At 71.9% G+C, this 22,796-nt stretch carries 18 protein-coding genes and 1 pseudogene; 7 read left to right on the forward strand and 12 right to left on the reverse strand.

Annotated features, from left to right (window positions below; all coding sequences use genetic code 11):
* The 3 genes from tatC to OHT52_RS26150 all read left to right on the forward strand — a co-directional run bounded on the left by tatC (position 1) and on the right by OHT52_RS26150 (position 4,792).
* Positions 1-966, forward strand: a complete 966-nt coding sequence (tatC, locus tag OHT52_RS26140) for a twin-arginine translocase subunit TatC (RefSeq protein WP_328722631.1) — start codon at positions 1-3, stop codon at positions 964-966.
* An 18-nt stretch (positions 967-984) separates the two neighbouring features.
* Positions 985-1,875 carry a diacylglycerol kinase gene (locus tag OHT52_RS26145; protein ID WP_328722632.1) on the forward strand — a complete coding sequence of 297 codons (891 nt, stop codon included), beginning with the start codon at positions 985-987 and terminating at the stop codon, positions 1,873-1,875.
* An 88-nt stretch (positions 1,876-1,963) separates the two neighbouring features.
* Positions 1,964-4,792, forward strand: coding sequence for a DEAD/DEAH box helicase (locus OHT52_RS26150; RefSeq protein ID WP_328722633.1), 2,829 nt, complete (start codon positions 1,964-1,966; stop codon positions 4,790-4,792).
* 95 nt (positions 4,793-4,887) lie between these two features.
* Here the strand turns inward: OHT52_RS26150 and OHT52_RS26155 are convergent, their stop codons facing one another.
* From OHT52_RS26155 to OHT52_RS26205, 11 genes and pseudogenes are all read right to left on the reverse strand, one after another.
* On the reverse strand, positions 4,888-5,337 hold the full coding sequence (locus tag OHT52_RS26155; RefSeq protein ID WP_328722634.1) for a spore-associated protein: 450 nt from the start codon (positions 5,335-5,337) through the stop codon (positions 4,888-4,890).
* 207 nt (positions 5,338-5,544) lie between these two features.
* The gene (locus tag OHT52_RS26160; protein ID WP_328722635.1) at positions 5,545-6,570 is read right to left on the reverse strand and encodes a hypothetical protein; all 1,026 of its coding nucleotides are present in this window, start codon (positions 6,568-6,570) and stop codon (positions 5,545-5,547) included.
* 165 nt (positions 6,571-6,735) lie between these two features.
* Complete coding sequence (locus OHT52_RS26165) at positions 6,736-7,839, reverse strand: LLM class flavin-dependent oxidoreductase (RefSeq protein ID WP_328722636.1); 1,104 nt, start codon at positions 7,837-7,839, stop codon at positions 6,736-6,738.
* A 309-nt stretch (positions 7,840-8,148) separates the two neighbouring features.
* Positions 8,149-8,723 (reverse strand): annotated as a pseudogene (locus OHT52_RS26170) (ADP-ribosylglycohydrolase family protein); the annotation flags it as partial.
* A gap of 68 nt (positions 8,724-8,791) precedes the next feature.
* Positions 8,792-9,313: an SPW repeat protein gene (locus OHT52_RS26175; RefSeq protein ID WP_328722637.1), complete on the reverse strand. Its 522-nt coding sequence runs from the start codon at positions 9,311-9,313 to the stop codon at positions 8,792-8,794.
* Between the two features lie 265 nt (positions 9,314-9,578).
* Positions 9,579-10,223, reverse strand: a complete 645-nt coding sequence (locus tag OHT52_RS26180; RefSeq protein WP_328722638.1) for a fasciclin domain-containing protein — start codon at positions 10,221-10,223, stop codon at positions 9,579-9,581.
* Positions 10,224-10,328: 105 nt separating this feature from the next.
* Positions 10,329-11,972 carry a molybdopterin-dependent oxidoreductase gene (locus tag OHT52_RS26185; protein ID WP_443046814.1) on the reverse strand — a complete coding sequence of 548 codons (1,644 nt, stop codon included), beginning with the start codon at positions 11,970-11,972 and terminating at the stop codon, positions 10,329-10,331.
* A 274-nt stretch (positions 11,973-12,246) separates the two neighbouring features.
* On the reverse strand, positions 12,247-13,002 hold the full coding sequence (locus tag OHT52_RS26190; RefSeq protein ID WP_328722639.1) for an anti-sigma factor: 756 nt from the start codon (positions 13,000-13,002) through the stop codon (positions 12,247-12,249).
* On the reverse strand, positions 12,999-13,583 hold the full coding sequence (locus tag OHT52_RS26195) for a sigma-70 family RNA polymerase sigma factor (protein WP_328722640.1): 585 nt from the start codon (positions 13,581-13,583) through the stop codon (positions 12,999-13,001). Before OHT52_RS26195 ends, OHT52_RS26190 begins: the two co-directional genes overlap by 4 nt.
* Positions 13,584-13,741: 158 nt before the next feature.
* Positions 13,742-14,590 (reverse strand): siderophore-interacting protein, encoded by an 849-nt coding sequence (locus OHT52_RS26200; RefSeq protein WP_328722641.1) that lies wholly within the window; start codon positions 14,588-14,590, stop codon positions 13,742-13,744.
* Between the two features lie 285 nt (positions 14,591-14,875).
* Positions 14,876-15,784 carry a 5'-3' exonuclease gene (locus tag OHT52_RS26205; RefSeq protein WP_328723905.1) on the reverse strand — a complete coding sequence of 303 codons (909 nt, stop codon included), beginning with the start codon at positions 15,782-15,784 and terminating at the stop codon, positions 14,876-14,878.
* Between the two features lie 265 nt (positions 15,785-16,049).
* Here OHT52_RS26205 and OHT52_RS26210 point away from each other — a divergent pair, with 265 nt between their 5' ends.
* From OHT52_RS26210 to OHT52_RS26220, 3 genes are all read left to right on the forward strand, one after another.
* Positions 16,050-17,210, forward strand: a complete 1,161-nt coding sequence (locus OHT52_RS26210) for a quaternary amine ABC transporter ATP-binding protein (RefSeq protein ID WP_328722642.1) — start codon at positions 16,050-16,052, stop codon at positions 17,208-17,210.
* The gene (locus OHT52_RS26215) at positions 17,203-19,827 is read left to right on the forward strand and encodes an ABC transporter permease/substrate binding protein (RefSeq protein ID WP_328722643.1); all 2,625 of its coding nucleotides are present in this window, start codon (positions 17,203-17,205) and stop codon (positions 19,825-19,827) included. The genes OHT52_RS26210 and OHT52_RS26215 overlap by 8 nt, the downstream gene beginning before the upstream one ends.
* A gap of 159 nt (positions 19,828-19,986) precedes the next feature.
* Positions 19,987-20,541 (forward strand): helix-turn-helix domain-containing protein, encoded by a 555-nt coding sequence (locus OHT52_RS26220; RefSeq protein ID WP_328722644.1) that lies wholly within the window; start codon positions 19,987-19,989, stop codon positions 20,539-20,541.
* Between the two features lie 62 nt (positions 20,542-20,603).
* Here the strand turns inward: OHT52_RS26220 and OHT52_RS26225 are convergent, their stop codons facing one another.
* Complete coding sequence (locus OHT52_RS26225; protein WP_443046669.1) at positions 20,604-21,782, reverse strand: TDT family transporter; 1,179 nt, start codon at positions 21,780-21,782, stop codon at positions 20,604-20,606.
* Between the two features lie 69 nt (positions 21,783-21,851).
* Here OHT52_RS26225 and OHT52_RS26230 point away from each other — a divergent pair, with 69 nt between their 5' ends.
* Complete coding sequence (locus OHT52_RS26230) at positions 21,852-22,787, forward strand: LysR family transcriptional regulator (RefSeq protein WP_328722645.1); 936 nt, start codon at positions 21,852-21,854, stop codon at positions 22,785-22,787.
* Positions 22,788-22,796: the final 9 nt, after the last annotated feature.

Here is a 22,796-nt window from a genome sequence, read left to right on the forward strand (position 1 = left end):
TTGCTCAAGTCTGCCCGCAAGCAGGAGAAGAACGACGAGGGGCGGATGCCCCTCCTCGATCACCTGCGTGAGCTGCGTAACCGGCTTCTGAAGGCCGTCCTGGCCATTGTCGTGGTGACGATCGTCGCTGCCTTCTTCCAGAAGGACATCTACGACTTCCTTCTGCGACCGATCCTCTCGTCGGTCGGCTGCAAGAACGGCGTGGTCACCGCGATCAACGGCAAGCCCTGCGCGCTGCTGAAGACCGACACCCTGATGGCGCCGTTCACCAACGCCCTCAAGGTCGCCCTCATGTCCGGCGTGCTTCTCGCCACGCCGGTCTGGCTGTACCAGCTGTGGGCCTTCGTCGCGCCGGGCCTCCACAAGGGCGAGAAGCGGTACGCCTACGGCTTCGCCGTCATCGGCGCCCCGCTCTTCCTGGCCGGCGGCTACCTCGCCTACCTGATCCTGCCGCAGACCGCGCAGATCATGCTCGGCTTCAGCCCGGACAGCGTGCAGAACCAGATCGGGCTCGACAGCTACCTCGACCTGCTGACCCGCATGATCGTGGTCTTCGGTCTGGCCTTCGAGCTCCCCCTGTTGCTCGTCGCGCTGAACCTGACCGGGATAGTCACCGGGAAGCGGATGCTCGGCTGGTGGCGCGGGATGATCGTCGGCCTCACCGCCTTCGCCGCCATCGCCACCCCCGGCGGCGAGCCGCTGTCGATGCTGCTGCTGGCCGGACCACTGGCCGTCCTGTACTTCATCGCGACCGGTTTCTCGCTCCTGAACGACAAGCGCCGCAACCGCGGCAACCCCGACGCCGAGCTCGACGACGACGAGGCGTCCGAGCTCGACCTCACCCCCCAGCCGATCGGCGGGGTGGAGAGCGTGTCCGCGGCCCGTGCCACCGTGCCCGGCCAGGCGTCGGGCGAGCAGGACGGTGCCGGATCGCAATCTCCGGGCGGTTACGACGACATCACCTGACCTTGTAGGGTCCGGCGGGTGACCAGCGAGATCACTCTCTTCGTCAATCCCACCGCGGGAAGCGGCCGGGGCGCGCACGCCGCGCAGCCGGCCGCTTCCGCGTTGCGGGACGCCGGCTTCTCCGTGCGGACCGTGCTCGGCGAGAACGCGGACGACGCCCTGCGCCGGGCGCGGGACGCCGTGGCCGGCGGTACGGGCGCGCTGATCGCGGTGGGCGGGGACGGCATGGTCTCCCTCGCGCTCCAGGCGGTGGCCGGGACGCGGACCCCGCTGGGGGTGGTGGCCGCGGGCACCGGCAACGACTTCGCCCGGACCCTCGGCCTGCCGGTGCGCGACCCGGCCGCGGCCGGCCGGCTGGCCGCCGACGCCCTGAAGCGGGACGGCATACGCACCCTCGACCTCGGACGGGCCGGGGACCGGTGGTTCGGCACGGTGCTGGCCTCCGGCTTCGACTCCCGGGTCAACGACCGGGGCAATCGGATGCGCCTGGTCCCCGGCCGCTTCAAGTACGACCTGGCGATCCTCGCCGAACTCGCCTCCTTCCGGCCGGTCCCGTACCGGATACGGCTGGACGGCGGGGCCGTCATGGAGGTCGAGGCGACCCTGGTCGCGGTCGGCAACGGGACCTCCTACGGCGGTGGCATGCGGATCTGCGCGGACGCCGTCATGGACGACGGCCTCTTCGACGTGACCGTCGTCGGCGACTGCGGCCGGACCACCCTGCTGAAGGTCTTCCCCCAGGTCTACCGGGGCACCCACCTCTCCCACCCCGTGGTCACCGTCCACCGGGCCGCCTCCGTCGAACTGGCCGCGGCCTCCACCACCGCGTACGCCGACGGTGAATCCCTGGGAGCGCTCCCGGTGACGGCGGTGTGCGTCCCCGGAGCGGTACGGGTCCTCACCGGCTGAGCCCGGCCCGGGGCCGGGGCGGGCCGGGTGCGCGGGCGGAAAAAGGGCGCATGGACTGTCGGAGGTGGCGGGTAGGCTCGACAGCAAGATGACAGAGGACCTCTCCCCAGCCGAGCGCTACCACGCCTCCCGCCTCCGCCAGGCCGAGATGGCCACGGCGCTGTGGCCTTTCCGCGAGATGTACGAGTTCGAACTCGACCCCTTCCAGATCGAGGCCTGCAAGGCGCTGGAAGCGGGCAAGGGCGTGCTGGTCGCGGCCCCGACCGGTTCGGGCAAGACGATCGTCGGCGAATTCGCGGTGCACCTCGCCCTGGAACAGGGGCGCAAGTGCTTCTACACCACGCCGATCAAGGCGCTCTCCAACCAGAAGTTCGCCGACCTGGTCAAGCGCTACGGCGCCGACAAGGTCGGCCTGCTCACCGGTGACAACAGCGTCAACTCCGACGCGCCGGTGGTCGTGATGACCACCGAGGTGCTGCGGAACATGCTGTACGCGGGCTCCCAGGCCCTCACCGGTCTCGGGTACGTCGTGATGGACGAGGTGCACTACCTCTCCGACCGCTTCCGGGGCGCGGTCTGGGAGGAAGTGATCATCCACCTGCCCGAATCCGTGACGCTGGTCTCCCTCTCGGCGACCGTCTCCAACGCGGAGGAGTTCGGCGACTGGCTGGACACCGTGCGCGGGGACACCGAGGTCATCGTCTCCGAGGAGCGGCCCGTTCCGCTCTGGCAGCACGTGCTGGCCGGACGTCGGATGTACGACCTCTTCGAGGAGGAGACCGACCACGGCGGCCGTGGTTCGGCGCGCCGCGAGACCAACCCCGACCTGATCAGGCTCGCCCGCATGGAGAGCCAGGCCGGGTACAACCCGCGCGACCGCCGGCGCGGCAAGATGGTGCGCGAGGCGGACCGCGAGCGCGAGCGCCGTCAGCGCAGCCGGATCTGGACGCCGTCCCGCCCCGAGGTGATCGACCGGCTGGACGCCGAAGGACTGCTGCCCGCCATCACCTTCATCTTCAGCCGGGCCGGCTGCGAGGCGGCCGTGCAGCAGTGCCTCGCCGCCGGGCTGCGGCTCAACGACGAGGACAAGCGACGTCTCGTGCGGGAGATCGTCGAGGAGCGGACCGCCTCCATCCCCACCGAGGACCTGCACGTCCTCGGCTACTACGAATGGCTCGAAGGGCTGGAGCGGGGCATCGCCGCGCACCACGCCGGCATGCTGCCGACCTTCAAGGAGGTCGTGGAGGAGCTCTTCGTCCGCGGTCTCGTCAAGGCCGTCTTCGCCACCGAGACCCTCGCGCTCGGCATCAACATGCCGGCGCGCTCGGTGGTGCTGGAGAAGCTCGTCAAGTGGAACGGCGAGCAGCACGCGGACATCACGCCCGGCGAGTACACCCAGCTCACCGGCCGCGCGGGGCGCCGCGGCATCGACGTCGAGGGCCACGCCGTGGTGCTGTGGCAGCGGGGCCTGGACCCGGCGGGGCTGGCCGGGCTCGCGGGAACGCGCACCTACCCGCTGCGCTCCAGCTTCCGTCCCTCGTACAACATGGCGGTCAACCTGGTGCAGCAGTTCGGGCGGCACCGCTCGCGCGAGCTGCTGGAGACCTCCTTCGCGCAGTTCCAGGCGGACCGCTCGGTCGTCGGGATCTCCCGCCAGGTCCAGCGGAACGAAGAGGGCCTGGAGGGGTACCGCGAGGGCATGACCTGCCACCTCGGGGACTTCGAGGAGTACGCCCGGCTGCGGCGGGACCTCAAGGACCGCGAGACCGATCTGGCCAAGCAGGGCGCTTCGCAGCGCCGTGCCGCGGCGGCCTCCTCGCTGGAGAAGCTGAAGCCCGGCGACATCATCCACGTGCCGACCGGCAAGTTCGCCGGCCTCGCACTGGTGCTGGACCCCGGAGTGCCCGCCGGGCGGACCAACGGACACCGCGGCTTCGAGCAGCACGACGGTCCGCGCCCGCTGGTGCTCACCGCCGAGCGCCAGGTGAAGCGGCTGGCGTCGATCGACTTCCCGGTCCCGGTGGAGGCCGTCGAGCGGATGCGGGTACCCAAGACGTTCAACCCGCGCTCGCCCCAGTCCCGCCGCGATCTCGCCTCCGCCCTGCGGACCAAGGCCGGGCACATCGTGCCGGACCGCCACCGCAAGGGACGCGCGGCGGCGGCCGACGACCGGGAGATCGCGCGCCTGCGCACCGAGCTGCGGGCCCACCCGTGCCACGGCTGCGACGAGCGCGAGGACCACGCGCGCTGGGCGGAGCGGTACCACCGCCTCAAGCGCGACACCCGGCAGTTGGAGAACCGCATCGAGGGACGGACGAACACCATCGCCCGCACCTTCGACCGGATCGTGGCCCTGCTGACCGAGTTGGACTACCTCCGCGCCAACGAGGTCACCGAGCACGGCCGCCGGCTGGCCAGGCTCTACGGCGAGCTCGACCTGCTGGCGAGCGAATGTCTGCGGGACGGCGTCTGGGAAGGGCTCAACCCGGCCGAACTCGCGGCCTGCGTCTCGGCGCTGGTCTTCGAGGCGCGGCAGGCGGACGACGCGGTGGCGCCCAAGCTGCCGTCCGGCCCGGCGAAGACCGCCATGGCCGAGATGGTCCGCATCTGGGGACGGCTCGACGCCCTGGAGGAGGACTTCAAGATCAGGCAGACCGAGGGGGTCGGCCAGCGCGAGCCCGACCTCGGCTTCGCCTGGGCGGTCTACATGTGGGCCTCCGGCCGCTCCCTGGACGAGGTGCTGCGCGAGGCCGAGATGCCCGCCGGCGACTTCGTCCGCTGGTGCAAGCAGGTCATCGACGTCCTCGGACAGGTGGCCGCGGCCGCCCCGCGCGAGGGCAGCACGGTGGCGAAGAACGCCCGCAAGGCCGTCGACGAGGTGCTGCGCGGAGTGGTGGCGTACAGCTCGGTGGGCTGAGGCCGCACGGACGACGGAACGGGCCCGGGGCGTGATGCCCCGGGCCCGCCGTACACCGTCCGGAATACCGCCTCCTGCGGCGCGGCGGCGCGGGGTCAGCCGATGGTGGTGACCCGCTGCTCCCTCAGGGCGGCGCAGTTGGAGTTCTCCACCGACACGTGGATGTTGTCGATGTTGCCGCCCCAGCTGACGCAGTGGCCCTTGCCGTAGACCCGCCCCGGGCCCGCGTACGAGGTGTAGTTGCCGTAGTCCTCGGCCCAGGCGTCGGTGTCCGGCACGTATATGTACGCGGACATGTACTTCACGGTGCCCGGGTTGGAGCGGATGGTCGCGACGCAGTTGTTGCCGTTCGCGGAGTTGTACGTGAGGTAGACGGTGCCCAGCGATCCGACGGGCGCCGAGCCCACGGTCTGGTAGGCACTGCCGCAGACCCCCTGCGGCGTGACGTTGGGCGCGGCCTGGGCGGCGGCGCCGAACGCCGCCGTGGTCCCCACCACCAGCGCGGTCAACGCCCCGGCAGTCGCGGCAATACGCGCGAATCCCATAATTTCCCCCTTGTCACTTCAAGAGCGTTTTGCTCCCACTTGATGTGACCGCCGAAGGGCACGGAAGGTTGCACCCGCTTTTCGAAGAGTTGCCGAAGAACCGGGCGGATTCCGCCGGGGACGCGGGGGAGACATACGGGAGGGAGAACAGGGGCTGGTGTGGTCGCACGCGGGAGATTCGCAGCGCGTCGCGCCGTGCCGTCCCGCTCAGCGGCGGCGCTTCTCGGGCTTCTCCCGCTTCTCGAACAGGGAGCGCCGGGCCGCCCGGGTGCGCAGAGCCCGGTAGCGGAGGGCGTCGAACGGCTCGGGGTAGTAGCGCCAGGGCAGGCCGTTCAGATGGCCGTCGACGTGGCGGAACTGCACCACGGCCTCGCGGTACCGCCCCTGGTGGACGAGGACGTAGCCCACGAGGTGGCGCACGTACGGCAACCGGGCATGATCGTCGGGTGCGGCGGCGATGTCCACCAGCGCGGCGTCGACCATGGCGCGCACCCGCGGTGAACCGAAGGACGCGGCGGGCGGTGCCATGTCGCTGTTCTCGAACCACGCGATCAACGGGAGAGCCGCCAGCAGGCTCCCCTCGGGAGCGTCGTCGGCGGCCTTCTCCGCGAAGTCTCGAGCGATCTGCTTGGAGCCGTGCCACTTGGCGCACCAGTACTGCAAGGCGCTGAGGTGCGCGTCGAAGTGGTGCGGGGCGCGCTCCGTGATCTCCCGCCACAGAAGATGCATGTCACGGTTCGGATAGCTGAGCCCCATCGCCATCCAGACCTCGGCGACGTGGGGCGTCGGGTCCGCCGGGTTGAGCCGGGCGGCCCGTACCAGGTCGTCGCGGGAGTCCCACAGCGCCTGGTGGAAGCGCGCGAACTTCGCCCTGGACGTCGCGCTCGCCCCCAGCTTGCCCCGGAGCCTCCACGCGTACGCGATCCGGGTGCGCGCACGGACCACCGCCGCGTCCGGGTCGTAGGGCCGGGCGGCCTCCCATGCCAGCAGCCACCCGTCCCCGTTGCGGGCCGCGACCCGGCCCAGGACGTCGCTGTACAGGGCGCGACGCTCCCAGTCCTCGCCGGTCTCGGCCAGGAGCCGCGCCGCCGGCTCCCACTTCCGCCGCCGCGCCGCGGCGGCGGCCTTCCGCAACGCGGGATCCGGACCCGCCAGTTGGCGGGTCTGCCACCTCAGCGGGAGGAGGAAGAACCAGAACAGGCAGACGACTGCCACCAGGACCAGGAACGACACCGCGGATGACCCCAAGACTCTCTGCGCGCAGGGAGACGGGAAGACCCCCGCCCCGGTGGCGTGGGCGGGGGCAACCGTCGGTCCGACGCACCCGGCCGTCACGCCGAATGATCATCGTAAGTGTGCTTTCCGGCCGTGGCACCGGTGGACGGGCCCGAAACCGGTTCAGGCGGCCGACGTCCTCGCGGCGTCCCGCTTGGCGACTTCCTCCCGCACGATCGGGATCACGTGGCGGCCGAAGTCGATCGCGTCGTCGAGCAGGTCGTAGCCCCGGGCGGACAGGATCTCGACCCCCAGGTCGTGGTAGTCGAGGAGGGCCTGGGCGACCGTCTCCGGAGTACCCACCAGAGCCGTGGAGTTGCCCGCACCGCCGGTCTCCCCCGAAGTCGGCGTCCACAGCGCGCGGTCGTGGCGCTCCCCCCGTCCCGCGACGGCCAGCAGCCGCTGCGAACCCGCGTTCTGCGGATCGGTCAGCGGGTGACGGCGACTCGAGGGAGCACCCGCCTTGCGGGCCTTGATCCGGTCGAGCGTCCGATGCGCCTTCTCCCAGGCGAGTTCCTCGGTGGGGGCGATGATCGGGCGGAACGCCACCTGGATCCTCGGTACGTCGGTGCGCCCCGCCGCCTTCGCCGCCGCTTTCACCGACGCGATCTGCTCGGCGGTCTCGGCCAGGGGCTCGCCCCAGAGGCAGAAGATGTCGGCCTCGGCGCCCCCTGCCGCGTACGCCGCCGGGGAGGAACCGCCGAACGAGACCTGCGGGTGCGGCTGCTGCACGGGGAAGGTGTCGCTCACGAAGTCGTTGAAGCGGTAGTGCGTGCCCTCGTGGTCGAAGGGTTCGTGCGAGGTCCACGCCCTCTTGATGATCTGGATCGCCTCACGGGTGCGGGCGTACCGCTCGTCCTTGGTGAGGAAGTCGCCCTCGCGCTGCTGCTCGTGGTCGTTGCCGCCGGTGATGAAGTGGACGGCGAGCCGGCCGTCGCTGATCCGGTCCAGCGTGGCGAAGGTCTTCGCGGCGAACGTCGGGTACGAGACGTTGGGCCGGTGCGCCACGAGGATCTGGAGCCGGTCCGTACGCGCGGCGATGAACGCGGCTGCCGGGGACGGGTCGGGGGAGCCGGAACCGTAGGCGAAGAGCACCCGGTCCCAGCCGTGGTCCTCGTGGGCGCGGGCCAGCTTGAGCGTGTACTCCTTGTCGAAGGACGCTCCCGAGCGGGGCGTCACCTCGGAACCCTCGTTGGTCGCGGCGATGCCGAGGAACTCTACGGGCATGGCGAAGCCTCATCTTCTGCTGCGGTGGGGTGGCGGTGGCACCGGCCGGGCGGTGCGGGGGCCGCCCTGCCGTCGTGCTGTCGTCGTGCTGACGGAGAAGCAGTCAGGGACGACAGGACGCCGACCACACCCGACCGAAGTCGATGTGGTCGCGGGTGACCAACCGCAGCTGAGGACGCATCCGTCCAGTGGATCAGCCGGATCGGTGCGGCGTCAACGGGGTGTCCGAGCGGTGGTCAAGGTGGGCGCGGCGGGGCTCAGCGGGCGCGGGTGCGTCCCCGCGCTCGTCCAGGCGCGGGGCGAGGGCGCTGGGCGGGCGGCGGCCGGGTCGCCGCCGTCCAGGGCCACCCGGATCAGCTCGTGGAGGACCGCCGTGCCCTCCCAGGCTGCCGGATCGCCGTGCGTCAGGGCCGCGGTCCGCCGTGCGGCGTCCATCGTGGCGGCGCGGGCCCCGGCCTCGTCGCCGGGGCCGCGTCCTGCCGTACGGGCGAAGCGGACGGCCGATCCGGCCGCCCGCATCAGTGAGCCGTTGCCCGCCGCGCCGCCCTCCACCTGGAAGTGGAGGGCGGCCGCCAGGTCCCAGGGGTCACCGCCGAGCAGGACGGTCTCCGTCTGGATGCCGATGTCCTTGGGGTCTCCGGCGGCCCACCGGCGAAACCGGTCGAAGACGTCGGGGAGGTCGAGTCCGTCCCGGTCCAGCAGGGACTCGGCGACGAGTGCGGCCATCTGCGTGTCGTCGGTCGCCTCGCCCGGGTCCCAGCCGCCGCCCCCGCACATCGTGCCGGTGCCGTCCGGGAAGCGGGCCGACCAGATTCCGGCCGGCCCGAACTCGAAGGGTGCTCCCAGCGCTCCCCGACCGACGAGCCGACGACGGCGCCCACCACACGGTCCTGCCTGTCACCCCGCCCCAGGGGTGCACCGTACGGCCCGCGCGTCCGGGCTGTCGGGGCCGTCAGCCCCGGGAACCCGGTGTTCCTCGTCCTCCCGTGGCCTTCGTCCCGGCCTTGCCGCCTGCCGAACCGCCGCTCTTCATCGAGGCGGCCGCGCAGATCAGCCCCAGGACCACGGCGAGTCCGCCGATGATGACGTTGTTCAGGACGACCCCGAGATCGGGGCCGCTGCCCACGATCCACGGTGCGACGATCATCCAGGCGCCCATCGCGCAGATCGCCCAGCTCAGGCCGTACATCCGGGACGGGGACGCGGTGATGCCGAGGCCCAGTACCGCGAGAGCGATACCGATGATCAGGTTGTGCTGCACCAGCGCGGGCTGGCTCGACGTGAAGTGGAGCACCCAGGGCGACACCGCGCAGTACAGACCGAGCAGGAACACCGGCGCGTCCACGAGGGCGACGTCGCGGCCGCCGAGCGTGCGGTTGTACCGCTCGCGCATCTCCGGGAGGTCCGGGTGGTCCGCCATGTCGGCATGCGCGTCCGCGCGGGTGTGGGCACGGGTGTGTGAGAGGTCGGACATGAGTCGTCTCCTTTGCGGTCCCGTGGGTCCGCCCGCCGCCGACCTGATCCGGTGCGAAAGCCCGGGGCGCGAGCGGTGCCTCTTTCCCCCATGGTGCGCTTATCTCCCATTTATGCGCCGGGACCGGAGGCGGTTGACCGCGTAAAGCACGGCCCGTTCACCGGGGCGGTCAACCGGGCCCGCGCGAAAGGGGGTTGCCGGGTGGTGGTGGTGCGCCACCCGGCAACCCCCTCATGGTGATCCGGCCCTCATCGGGGTCCGCAGGCTACTGGGGCGGCATCAGGACCGAGTCGACGATGTAGACCGTGGCGTTGGCCGTCCGGACGTTGCCGCAGACGATCTTCGCGCTGTCGTTCACGGTGTACGTCGTGTCCGAGCCGGACGTCGTCAGCTCGCTCTTCTCCAGGGTGTCGAAGGAGCCGTTCGACAGCTGCTTCGGGGCGATCTTCTGGCCGACCACGTGGTAGGTGAGGACCTTGGTCAGCTCCTCCTTGTTGGCGAGCAGCTTCTCCAGGTCGGCCTTCGGGACCTTGGCGAACGCCTCGTTGGTCGGAGCGAACACCGTGATGTTCTCCGCGCTGTTCAGGGTGTCGACCAGCCCCGCCGCCTTGACGGCGGTGACCAGGGTGGCGAGCTCCGGGTTGTTCGAGGCGGCGGTGGCGACCGGGTCCTGCGCCATGCCGTCGAAGGAACCCGCGCCGTTCTTCGGCACGGACGAACAGGCCGGGCCGAACGGCTCGTCGGCGGGCATGGCGGCACTCGCCGACGCACTCGCCGAGGACGCCTTGTCGGCGCCGGAGCCGGAGGCCGAGTCCTTGGTGTCGGAAGAGGAGCAGGCCGTCATGGCGAGGGGCAGCAGGGCGGCGGCCGAGACGGCGACGGCGATACGACGGAGGTGCAGGGCGTTCATGGTGTTCTCCTGGTTCGGATGTTGGTGCCTGTCCGGGCTGTCGAGCGGCCCGGACGGTTCGGTCGTGGAACGGGAAGGTGGAACTGCCGCGGTGGTGACAGGGGCTCAGGACACGTCGACCACCACCGAATGCCAGCCGGTCGCGCCGTCGGGGACGGTCCCGACGCGGCGGGAGGTCTGGGTGGCGCCGGTGCCGTCGGTCGCGCGGACTTCGAGGGTGTGGTGGCCGGAGGTGGCCGGCCACTCCCACACCCACTGGCGCCAGGTGTCCCGGCCGTCCGCCGCGCCCAGCCGCGCGGTGTGCCACTCGCCGCCGTCCACCCGGACCTCGACCCGGGAGATGCCCCGGTGCTGGGCCCAGGCGACACCGCCGACCGGCACGGTGCCGGCCTTCGGCGAGGCGAAGGGGCGCGGGGTGTCGATCCTCGACTCCGTCTTGACGGGCGCCTGTCGGGCCCAGTCGCGCTCGACCCAGTAGGCGTCGTACGCGTCGAAGGTGGTCAGCTCGATGTCCTCGATCCACTTGCAGGCCGAGACATAGCCGTAGAGACCCGGGACGAGCATCCGCACCGGGAAGCCGTGCTCGAACGGCAGCGGTTCGCCGTTCATGCCGAGGGCGAGCATCGCGTCGCGGCCGTCCATGACGGTCTCGACGGGTGTGCCGATGGTCATTCCGTCGACCGAGCGTGAGACCAGCTGATCGGCCGGACCCCCCTTCGACGGGGCCTCCACCCCTGCCTCGCGCAGCACGTCCGCCAGGCGTACCCCGATCCACCGGGCGTTGCCGATGTACGGCCCGCCGACCTCGTTGGACACGCAGGCCAGGGTGATGTCGCGCTCGACGGTCGTCCGCCGCAGCAGGTCCTGGTACCCGAGGGTCAGCGGGCGGGTGACGCCCTTGCCGTGGACGCGCAGCCGCCAGCGGCCGGCGTCCACGCGGGGTACCACCAGCGCGGTGTCGACGCGGTAGAAGCTCTTGTTCGGGGTGACGAACGAGCTGATGCCGCGCACCCCCAGGTCCGTGCCCGGGGGCACGGCGGGGGCGGACGAGTCGGGTACCGGCAGCCTGATGTCGGCGCGCGAGGCCGACGCCCCTGCCTGGACGGAGGCCGTGAGGCGTCGCCCCACGTACCCCGCCCCGGCAGAGGCCGCCGCCGCGGCGGTGGCGGCGATCACGAAACCGCGCCGGTCGAAGGCGGGCGGCGGAGCCGACTCCGCTGCCCGCGGCTCCGGGGCGGGGGCCGGCCCGGTCCCCGTCTCCCCAGCCGCGGGAGACGGGGACGCGGGAGTCGCGGAGGCCGGGGGCGGGACCGCGGGGGACGGCGGCCCGAGCCGGGGCGGAGGCAGCCGTCCGGCCAGGAGATACAGCACTCCCGCCGCGATCACCGCGCCCACCACCGAGGGCAGCGCGTCAGAGGGCGCGCCCTCGGGCCGCCCGACCGCCGCGACCGCCCCGACCAGCCCGAAGACCAGAACGGCCGAGGCGCCGAGCCGTCGGTGCCGCGCCGCCAGAACTCCCACCGCCAGCGCGAAGAGCGCCAGCAGGACGAGGATGCCGAGTCGCAGCACCAGCTTGTCGTCCGTGCCGAAGTTCCGTACGGCGAAGTCCTTCACGGCCGGGGGAGTGCGGTCGACGACCGCCCCGCCCACCGCGGTGACCGGCCCCGCCTCGGGACGGACCAGGGCCGCGGTGAGCTCCGCGACGCACAGGGCGCAGAACGCGGCGATCAGCCCGCTGAGGGCGGCCAGTGCGGCGCGCGCCCAGCGGGACCGCCGGCCCCCGGAGGGCCTGTGCGGTCGCGCGTCGTTCCGGTCTGCTGTCACACCAGGGATTCGGGGCGGACCGGCCGGCGGATTGGTCGTTCACCCGAACGTGCCACGTACGGAGTGCCGTTGACGTACGGACAGGCTGCGGCGCAGGGGCGGGGCCGGGCGGCACGGACAACACCGTCCCGCAGGCGTACGCGGGCCCGCGGCCTCCGTGAAGAGGCCCCGGGCCCGTCCTCCCCGACGACACCCCCGATCAGGCCGGCGGGAAGTCCATCAGTGCCAGCGGCTCCGACGTCGGCCGGGCCGATCCGCCCGCAGGCTCGACCGTGATGCCGATGCCCGTCGCCCGGTCCACCGGCCCGTCCAGGAGCACGGACGCGTCCGTCGCGTCCGGGTCCATCAGCCCGGCCGGGCGCATCGCTCCGCCGTCGGCGAACCAGAGTTGGTAGACCTCGCCGCGGGGCGGGCGTGCCAGGCCGGAGGCGAGGAACACCGCCCGGTTCACGCTCGCGGAGACCACGACCGTGCCGCGCGCGCCGGCCCCGGGGCGGCCCGAGACGGTCCTGGCGTCCGGCGCGGAGAGCACCCTGGCCAGCAATTCGCTCTGCCGGTGGGCGCGGTCGGCCTGCTGCTGGGCGCCCCGGGCGAGCTGGCTCTGCCACACGGCGATCCCGCCCAAGGCCGCCGCGGCGGCGAGGCAGGCGGCCAGCGCGTAACGGGACCAGCGTCCGGGGACGCCGGACGCCCTCGCCGCGCGGCCGGGGGTGCCGTGGCCCGGACCCTCCTGACGGACCGTCGCGATCCTGCGCAGCACCTCCTCGCGCATGCCGCGCGGGGGAGCGGCGGCGACCGCGAGGGCGAGGCGGGCCGCCGTGGCGGAGAGCTCCGACACCTCCTGCGCGCACGCCCGGCACTCGGTCAGGTGGCGCTCGAAGGCGCGGCGCTCGTCCTCGGGGAGGGCGTGCAGTGCGTACGCCCCGGTCAGCGTGTGCAGTTCGGCAGTGCTCACGCGCTCACCCCCAGGCAGTCGCGCATCCGGATCAGCCCGTCGCGCAGCCGTGTCTTGACGGTCCCCAGCGGTACGGAGAGGAGTTCGGCGACCTCGCGGTAGGTCAGACCCCGGTAGTAGGCCAGGGTCACCGACTCGCGCTGGAGTTCGGAGAGGGTGCGCAGGCAGCGGCGGACCTGTTCGCGCTCCAGCCTGGTCTCGACCTGCTCGGTGACCTCGTCGAACGCCGGAGTGCGGTCGAGCAGCGCTGCCCGGTGCTCCCGCGCGGCGGACGCCTCGGCGGAGCGGACCCGGTCCACCGCACGGTGGTGGGCGAGCGTCAGCACCCAGTTCATGGCGCTGCCCCGGGACGGCTGGAAGCGGGGAGCGGTCCGCCACACCTCCACCAGCACCTCCTGCGTGACCTCCTCGGACTGGGCCGGGTCCCGCAGCACGGTACGGACCAGACCGAGGACGGGTCCGCAGATCGCGTCGTGGACCTGGGCGAAGGCGTCCTGATCACCCCGGGCGACCTGGACCAGCAGGTCCTGCAGATCGGGACCGGCCGAGGGCACGGGGCCGATGTACACGGCTTCTTTCAACGCGGCTTCCTCACAGGAGGTTCATGGAGTACCACCTTCATTCGGAGCCGGTGGCCGTACGGATGGGTACGGATTGTCCGGCACGGCGAAATCCGGACACGCGAAAGCCCCGGCCGCCCGTCCGGGGACGGTGGCCGGGGCCCGGTGGGCAGTCGGCGTCAGTCGGAGGCGGTGCCGCTCTCCTGCTCGCGCTCGACCTGCTCGTTCCACTCGCGCTTGACGGCGCGCCAGGCGTCGTCGTTCTGGCCGAGGCGCCAGTAACCGGAGATCGACAGCTGGTCCAGCGGGATCTGGCGCTCCACCCGCAGGTACCGGCGGATCTCCTTGACGAAGCCCGCCTCGCCGTGGACGAACGCCTGCACTTCGCCCTCCGGGAAGTCCAGCCCCAGCACGGCGGCGGTCACCAGCTCGCCGACCGGGCGCTCGCCCCGGTGCAGCCAGCTCACCGACACCCCGGAGGGGACGGTCACCTTCTGCTGCTCCGAAGCGTCGGAGACCTCGACGAAGACGTGACCCCGGGCGTCGGCGGGCATCTGCTCCAGCGCCACGGCGATGGCCGGAATCGCACTCTCGTCGCCCACCAGCAGGTGCCAGCCGGCCGTCTCCTGCGGGGCGTAGCCGCCGCCCGGACCGAGGAGTGTCATCCAGTCGCCGACGGAGGCGTTCGCGGCCCACGGGCCGGCCAGACCCTCGTCGCCGTGCACCACGAAGTCGATCGCGAGTTCACGGGCGGCCGGGTCCCAGGAGCGCACGGTGTACGTACGCGTGGTCGGCCACAGCTCGCGCGGGTACGACTCGCGGATCGCCGCCATGTCGAACGGGTGCGTGTAGTCGGCGCCCTCGGGTGCGAAGCAGAGCTTCACGTAATGGTCGGCGAAGCCCTCGGTCCGGAAGGAGGCGAGCCCTTCGCCGCCCAGGACCACCCGCACCATGTGAGGGGTGATCTGTTCGGTGCGCACGACCTGCGCACCCTTGCCCTTGGGCGGTTGCCGCGTCGGACGTGCCACGTGGATCTCCCTGTACTGGAACGTGCGGGACCCGGAAGGCGGGGATTCGGCACCCGGGGACCCGAAGGACTTAGGTCTACCTAAGCTAGCACCGCTCCGGTGGCCGGGGCACGGGTGGTCCCGTAAGCAATGCGTGCGCGGTGCGTCCCCCGGGCGGTCGCACACCCCGTCGCGCCCTCCGTCCAGGGAACCACGGCTTCCTGTGGGCGGACGGGGTCGGCGGGTGGTTTCCGGCCCTGGGCGGCCGCCGCGGCGGGGTGCGGCGGCGGGGTGCGGCGGCGGTCCTCAGGAGTGCAGCGCCGACAGGAGCCGTTGCAGCGCCCCGCGCAGCCCCCACCGCTCGGCCAGCTCCGAGAGGGCCACCGGGTCGCGTGCCTCGCGGGGCAGCACCGGGTCGAACGCCGGCAGCGGTACGTCCCCGGCGACCCGCACCACCTTCGGCGCGAGGGCGACGTAATCCCGGGCCTCGTCCAGCCGCCGGCGCTGCGAGGGGGTCAGCTTCGCGGCAGGGTCGTCCACGGCGGCCATGATGCCGGCCAGGTCCCCGTAGGCGTCCAGCAGCTTCGCGGCCGTCTTCTCGCCGATGCCGGGGACGCCGGGGAGGCCGTCGCTGGGGTCGCCGCGCAGCAGCGCCAGGTCGACGTAACCCCGGCCGTCCACGCCGTACTTCTCGCGCAGCACCGCCTCGTCGGTCACCTGGAGCGTCCCGACGCCCTTGAGCGGGTACAGCACCCGGACTCCACGCTCGTCGTCCACCAGCTGATAGAGGTCCCGGTCACCGGTCACGATGTCCACCGGCCCCTTCGCCAGGCCGGTGAGCGTGCCGATGACGTCGTCCGCCTCGTACGGGGCGACGCCCACGCGGGCGATGCCCACCGCGTCCAGCACCGCCTCGATCATCGGGACCTGCGGGGCGAGGGTGTCCGGGGTCTCCTCCACGTCGGCCTGTCCGGCCGGGGTCTCCACCGCCACCCGGTGCGCCTTGTACGTGGGGATCAGCTCGACCCGCCAGGCCGGCCGCCAGTCCGCGTCCATGCAGGCCACCAGGTCGTCGGGGTGGTGGTCCTGGACCAGCCGGCCGATGAAGTCCAGCAGCCCGCGCACCGCGTTGACCGGGGTGCCGTCCGGTGCGCGCACCGAGTCCGGCACGCCGAAGTAGGCGCGGTAGTACAGGGAAGCGGTGTCGAGGAGCATCAGGCGTCGCGTCACCCCCCGATCATGCCCCACGGCACCGACACCGGCCCGGGCCGACGTCCACCGGACCTGCCTGGTTCCGGGCCGGGTGAGTGACCCGGGTCACATTCGTGTTTGCTCCCCATAAGTGCGGGCAGACGCGGCACCGGAGCGGAGCACGTCCAAATTTCAACTTGTGTATGTGCCATGCGGGCAGATTCCGTGCCGCTCCACGGTCCGCCGACGGGGGTGGCGGTCCGTTTCCGGTTCAACCCGCGAGGTGTATGTGTCAAGGCTGCAGGCCGAACACCTGTACAAGGTGTTCGGCAGACGACCCGATCAGGCCGTGGAGAAACTCGAAGCAGGCGCGAGCCGTGACGAGCTGCGCGCCGACGGAACGACCGCAGCGGTGATCGACGCGTCGTTCACCGTGGAACCGGGGCAGATCTTCGTCGTGATGGGTCTCTCGGGCTCGGGCAAGTCCACACTTCTGCGGATGCTCAACGGACTGCTGGACCCCACAGCCGGAAGGGTGCTGTTCGACGGCCAGGACCTGACGTCGCTGACTCCGCGCGAGCTCCGTCACGTCCGCTCGTCCAGGATCAGCATGGTCTTCCAGCACTTCGCGCTCTTCCCGCACCGCAGTGTGCTGGAGAACGCCGCGTACGGACTGGAAGTGCAGGGCGTGGCCAAGGCCGAGCGTGAGAAGCGCGCCGCCGAGGCACTGGAACTGACCGGGCTCGGCGGCTGGGAGGACTCCTGGCCCGACGAGCTGTCGGGCGGTATGCAGCAGCGCGTCGGACTGGCCCGCGCGCTGGCCACCGACGCCGACCTGCTGCTGATGGACGAGTCCTTCAGCGCGCTGGACCCGCTGATCCGCCGCGACATGCAGGACCAGCTCCTGGAACTCCAGAAGCGACTGAAGAAGACCATCGTCTTCATCACCCACGACCTCAACGAGGCCATGCGCCTCGGCGACAGCATCGCGGTGATGCGCAACGGCGAGATAGTCCAGCTCGGCACCGCCGAGGACATCCTCGTCACCCCGGCCAACGACTACGTCGCCTCCTTCACCCAGGACGTCGACCGCGCCCGGGTACTGACCGCCGGCGCCATCATGGCCGAACCGCACACCGTCATGGGCTCCACGACCGAGGACGGCACCGAACTGCGCACCCCGCAGGACGTGCTGGACGCGGCCCCGGCCACCGTCGCCGAGTCCACGCCCATCATCGAGCTCTTCACCCCGTGCGCGTCGAGCGGCACCCCGGTCGCCGTGACCGACGAGCGGGGCAGGCTCACCGGGGTGGTCCCGCGCGAGCGGCTCCTCGCCGTCCTGGGCGAGCCGATGAAGCCCGCCGCTCCGATGCCCGCCGCAGAGGACACCGCGCCCGCCGGAGCGGACGACGCCGACGGCCTCACCGCGAAGAGGGTGGCCCGTGTTTAGGCTCCCTCTCGGCGAATGGGTCAACTCCGCGGTCGACTGGCTGCAGACCCACCTCGCCTGGCTCTTCGACGCCATCAGCTCGATCGTCAGCGGCATGTTCGACGGCATCGCGGCCGTCCTTTCCGCCCCCGCCCCGCTGCTCTTCGCGGGCATCGTCGCCGTCATCGCCTGGTGGCTGCGCGGACTGCCCGCAGGCGTCCTGGCGTTCGTGGGATTCGCCCTCATCGACTCCGTCGAGCTGTGGGACGAGGCGATGGACACCCTCACCCTGGTGCTCGTCGCCACCATCGTCACGCTGGTCCTGGCGGTCCCGCTCGGCATCTGGGCCTCCCGGTCCAAGAACGTCAGCGCGGTGACCCGGCCGGTGCTCGACTTCATGCAGACCATGCCCGCCATGGTCTACCTGATCCCCGGCGTGATCTTCTTCGGCGTCGGTGTCGTCCCCGGCATCATCGCCACCATCATCTTCGCGCTGCCTCCGGGTGTCCGGATGACCGAACTCGGCATCCGCCAGGTCGACGGCGAACTCGTCGAGGCGGCCGAGGCGTTCGGCACCACCTCCCGCAACACCCTGCTGCGCGTGCAGCTCCCGCTGGCGCTGCCCACGATCATGGCGGGCATCAACCAGGTCATCATGCTGGGCCTGTCCATGGTGGTCATCGCCGGCATGGTCGGCGGCGGCGGCCTCGGCGGCTCGGTCTACCGCGCCATCGGCAACGTCGACGTGGGCCTCGGCTTCGAGGCGGGCGTCTCCATCGTCATCCTCGCCATGTACCTGGACCGGATGACGGGCGCGCTGGGGCGCGAGGTCTCCCCGCTGGGCCGCCGGGCGCTCGCCAAGGCCCAGGCCCTTGCCGGTGGCCCGAAGTTCTGGAACTACCGCCCGCAGGGCGCCGTCGCGCTCACCGGCGTGGTGATCCTCGCGCTCGTCGCCGGCGGCATGGGCGTCTTCGGCGGCGGCGGGTCCTCCGCCACCGCCGCGTCCTCCTCGTCCGTCGGCGCGGGCAAGAAGATCAGCATGGGGTACATCCCCTGGGACGAGGGCATCGCCTCCACGTACCTGTGGAAGGAGCTGCTGGAGCGCCAGGGCTTCGAGGTCGACGTCAAGCAGTACGAGGCCGGGGCGCTGTACACCGGCATGGCCAACGGTCAGATCGACTTCGAGACCGACTCCTGGCTCCCCGTCACCCACGCCAGCTACTGGAAGAAGTACAAGGACCGCCTGGACGACCTGGGTTCCTGGTACGGCCCCACCTCGCTGGAGCTGGCCGTCCCCTCCTACGTCAAGGACGTCAAGACCCTCGACGACCTCAAGGGCAAGGGCGCCTCGTTCAAGAACCGGATCGTCGGCATCGAGCCGAGCGCCGGCGAGTCGGCCCTGCTGAAGGACAAGATCCTGCCGGGGTACGGCCTGGACGGCGAGTACAAGGTGGTCGACGGCTCCACGCCCTCGATGCTGGCCGAGCTGAAGCGCGCGTACGCCAAGAAGGAACCGATCGTGGTTCCGCTCTGGTCGCCGCACTGGGCCTACGACGATTACGACCTGACGAAGCTCAAGGACACCAAGAACCTCTGGGGCAAGGGCGACGGCATCCACACCCTCTCCCGCAAGGGCTTCGCCGCCGACAACCCCGAGGCCGCGTCCTGGCTGAAGAACTTCACGATGAGTGAGAAGCAGCTCACCAGCCTGGAGGCCGAGATCCAGAAGGCCGGCGCGGGCAAGGAGCAGGACGCCGTCCGCACCTGGCTGAAGGCCAACCCCGACGCCGCCGCCAAGTGGACCCCGTCGGCGAAGGCGTCCAAGGCCGCCGACGGCAAGGACGAGCGCGCCCGCGCGCTGAACGTCGCCTGGTTCCCGTGGGAGGAGGACATCGCCGCCACCTACCTGTGGAAGGCGGTCCTGGAGCAGCGCGGCTACACCATCAACCTCAAGCAGTTCGAGGTCGGACCGATGTACGCGGCGATGTCGCGCGGCCAGATCGACGTCCAGTTCGACGGCTGGCTGCCCTACACGCAGGCGAACTACTGGAAGAAGTACAAGAACGACCTGACCGACGTCGGTTCCTGGTACGGCCCCACCTCCATCGAGATCGCGGTGCCCTCCTACGTCAAGGACGTGAAGACGCTCGCCGATCTCAAGGGCAAGTCCTCGCAGTTCAAGGGGCGCATCGTCGGCATCGAGCCCGGCACCGCCACCATGGAGAACCTGAAGAACAACGTGCTGCCGGCCTACGGGCTGGACAAGGAGTACAAGGTCGTCGACTCCTCCACCCCCGGCATGCTCGCCGAGCTGAAGCGGGCGTACGCGAAGAAGGAGCCGATCGCCGTCGTGCTCTGGACCCCGCACTGGGCGTACGACCAGTACGACCTCACCAAGCTGGCGGACCCGAAGAAGGGCTTCGGCACCGGTGACCGGCTGCACACGGTCGCGAGCAAGGAGTTCCCGGAGAACTACCCGCAGCTCACGAAGTGGTTCAAGGACTTCAAGCTGAGCGAGGACCAGCTCGCCGGACTGGAGAACGGCATCGCCAAGGCCGGTACCGGTCACGAGGAGGAAGCCGTGAAGTCCTGGATGGGCGCCCATCCGGGAATCGTGGACGCGATGGCGCCGCAGTAGCGGCCCGAAGCTCGTCCGCGCAGGTCAGGGGTGGTCAACGCCGAAAGGCGGGGGCCACCCCCCGCGCGTTGCCGGAACTTCTCCTCGGTGAGGGAATCGCGCAACCATGTGCGTAAGGTGCTGGCAGCCGGGAGGATGGCCGGGCGGGAGGGAGCGGACATGGGCGAGAAGGACGAGAAGGAAGCACTGCGGGTGGGCGCCGCCGTGCGCCGGCGCCGAAGAAGCCTGGGGCTCACGCTGGCCGCCGTGGCCGCGCGCAGCGGCCTCTCGGTGCCCTTCCTCAGCCAGATCGAGAACGAGCGGGCCCGGCCCAGCGCCCAGTCGCTCACCCGGGTCGCCGGGGCGCTGGAGACCACCACCGCCAAGTTGCGCGAGGCCGCCGACTCGGCGCGCGCCGTGGACGTGGTGCGCGGCGGCGACGAGGACGGTGCCCGCCGGGTGGTGCGCGGACGCCACCAGCTCAGCGCCCTGGAGTTCATCGGGGAGCAGGACCTCGGCCGCGAGTTCCAGCACCGCAACGACGAGCTCATGTACGTCGTCGAGGGCGCCGTCGAGGTGGAGGCGGAGGGCCAGGCCTACCGCCTGGACCGCGGCGACACGCTCTTCCTCTCCGGCGGGGTGCGCCACCGCTGGCGGGCCACCCTTCCCGGCACCCGGCTGCTGGTCGTCGCGGTGGCCGAGCACATCGACGCCACCTACGACTCCCGCCGCTGAGGGGCCCGGGGCACGACCCGGGCACCCGGCCCCGCTCCGGGCAGCCGGACGCCGGCCGGCGCTCAGCCCGTCACGACGGGGCGTGCCGCTACGGGCGGCGCGAGCAGCGCGCCACCGCGCAGGCCCCGTACGGTACGCGCCCCGGCCACCGCCCACGCGGCCACCAGGCAGACGAAGAGCGCCTCGGCCAGCCAGCCGAAGGCGTGCAGCCCGGTGTGGCGGGCCAGACCCGCCGCCCCGGTCACGCAGGTGCCGAGCGGGAAGGTGAAGCCCCACCACGTCATCGCGAAGCTCATCCCGGCCCGCAGGGCGCGCACGGTGAGGGCCGTCGAGAGGGCCAGCCAGAGCAGCGCGAATCCCATGACCGGCACCCCGTAGAGCACCGCGAGTGCCCCGAGCCCGGTCGCGTACGGGGCGCCCACCGTGCCCGGCGCCACGTCGGCCAGCTGGTTCACGGCGGTGGTCGACTGGCCGAGCGGCCCCAGCACCAGGAAGAGCGTCGGTGTCAGCGCGAGGGGAAGCGGGCCGTGGTGCAGCAGCCGCGCCAGGACCAGGGGGAGCACGGCGAGGGTCGCCAGCAGTGTCAGCCCGAACATCGCGTAACAGCCGAGGAGCAGTGCCTCACGCCCCTGGCCGGCCGGGAGGTGCCGGATCAGCAGCGGGCCGAGCGAGGCGGAGACCAGGGGCGGGACCAGCGGCAGCAGCCACGCGGGGGCGGCGCTGCCGACGTCGATGCGGTGGCGCACCACCATCAGGTACGGCACGGTCACCGCGACGGCGAGCCCCAGCACCGAGCCCGCCGTGTACAGCACCACGTCGGCCACGAGCGCGACCCGCTCGCCCAGCACCGGCGTCCCGGCGACCATCGTCGCGCCGCCCACCGAGAGCAGCGCCATCGGCAGACAGCCGAGGAACGGGGCGACCGCCGGGTCCAGCAGATGGGTCCGGGCCTGGTCACGGTGGTGGAGCCAGTGCCCGGTACGGGCGGTGAGCACGGCCACCAGCAGGACGGCGGAGAACGCCCAGACGACGGTGCACGCGCCGCGCAGCCCGGGAACGTCCACCGGGAGCGCCTCACCGGCGCTCGCCAGGATCGCGGTGCCCATCACCGTCGCGTACCAGTTCGGGCCGAAGTGGCGCAGCGACGGCATGCGTGGGGCATCGGAGTGCGCGGCGTCAGAACCCGGGAGGCCGGGACGCGTGATCGGCGGCCGGGTCAGGGTCCGCTCATGGATGGCCATTACATGATTATCTCCCGCGTACTCCACCCCACCAGACACTTCGTGTCTATGAGGTCATAAGCTGACGTTATGCCCCGCCTCGACGACGACCCCGCCCGCATACCCCTGTCCCATCGCGTCCCCGACCTCGGGGCGCTGGAACTGCTGCTCTCCGTCGCCCGCCACGGCAGCCTTGGCCGCGCCGCCAAGGAGCTCGGCATCAGCCAGCCCGCCGCCTCGGGCCGGGTCCGCACGATGGAACGGCAACTCGGAGTCGCCCTGCTCGACCGATCGCCCCGCGGCTCCACACTCACCGACGCCGGCGCCCTGGTCACCGACTGGGCCCGCCGGATCGTCGAGGCGGCCGAGGCCTTCGACGCGGGCGCCCAAGCGCTCCGGGACCGGCGGGACTCCCGGCTGCGGGTCGCGGCCAGCATGACGATCGCCGAGTACCTCCTGCCGGGCTGGCTGATCGCGCTGCGCGCCGAACGCCCCGGCACCGCCGTCTCGCTGCTCGCGGGGAACTCCGTACAGGTGGCCCGCCGGCTCCTTCTCGGTGAGGCCGACCTCGGGTTCGTGGAGGGCCTCACCACTCCGGAGGGGCTCGACGGCACGGTCGTCGCCCACGACCGCCTGGTGGTCGTCGTCGCCCCCGTCCACCCCTGGGCCCGCCGCCGTACCCTGCTGACCCCGCAGGAACTCGCCGCGACCCCGCTGATCCTCCGCGAGCGGGGCTCCGGTACCCGCCAGGTCCTGGACGCGGCCCTCGCCGGCCACGGCGGTCTGGCCCAGCCGCTCCTCGAACTCTCCTCCACGACCGCCGTGAAGAGCGCGGCCGAGAGCGGCGCCGGACCGTGCGTCCTGAGCGAACTGGCCCTCGGCGAGGAACTCTCCGCCCGCCGGCTCGTCCCCGTCCCGCTCACCGGCGTACGCCTCCGGCGCCAGCTGCGGGCCGTCTGGCCCACCGGACACCGCCCCGCCGGCCCCGCCCGCGACCTGCTCTCGCTGACGGCACGGACGGGCTGAACGCCCGGC

It is taken from the genome of Streptomyces sp. NBC_00247 (assembly GCF_036188265.1).
Lineage (GTDB): Bacteria > Actinomycetota > Actinomycetes > Streptomycetales > Streptomycetaceae > Streptomyces.

What these genes read in the sequence shown, in the direction of transcription:
- OHT52_RS26220 (WP_328722644.1), top strand. Translation starts at nt 19,987, where the DNA reads ATGGGCGAGAAGGACGAGAAGGAAGCACTGCGGGTGGGCGCCGCCGTG.
- OHT52_RS26225 (WP_443046669.1), bottom strand. Translation starts at nt 21,782, where the DNA reads ATGGCCATCCATGAGCGGACCCTGACCCGGCCGCCGATCACGCGTCCC.
- OHT52_RS26175 (WP_328722637.1), bottom strand. Translation starts at nt 9,313, where the DNA reads ATGTCCGACCTCTCACACACCCGTGCCCACACCCGCGCGGACGCGCAT.
- OHT52_RS26165 (WP_328722636.1), bottom strand. Translation starts at nt 7,839, where the DNA reads ATGCCCGTAGAGTTCCTCGGCATCGCCGCGACCAACGAGGGTTCCGAG.
- OHT52_RS26230 (WP_328722645.1), top strand. Translation starts at nt 21,852, where the DNA reads ATGCCCCGCCTCGACGACGACCCCGCCCGCATACCCCTGTCCCATCGC.
- OHT52_RS26150 (WP_328722633.1), top strand. Translation starts at nt 1,964, where the DNA reads ATGACAGAGGACCTCTCCCCAGCCGAGCGCTACCACGCCTCCCGCCTC.
- OHT52_RS26205 (WP_328723905.1), bottom strand. Translation starts at nt 15,784, where the DNA reads ATGCTCCTCGACACCGCTTCCCTGTACTACCGCGCCTACTTCGGCGTG.
- OHT52_RS26155 (WP_328722634.1), bottom strand. Translation starts at nt 5,337, where the DNA reads ATGGGATTCGCGCGTATTGCCGCGACTGCCGGGGCGTTGACCGCGCTG.
- OHT52_RS26180 (WP_328722638.1), bottom strand. Translation starts at nt 10,223, where the DNA reads ATGAACGCCCTGCACCTCCGTCGTATCGCCGTCGCCGTCTCGGCCGCC.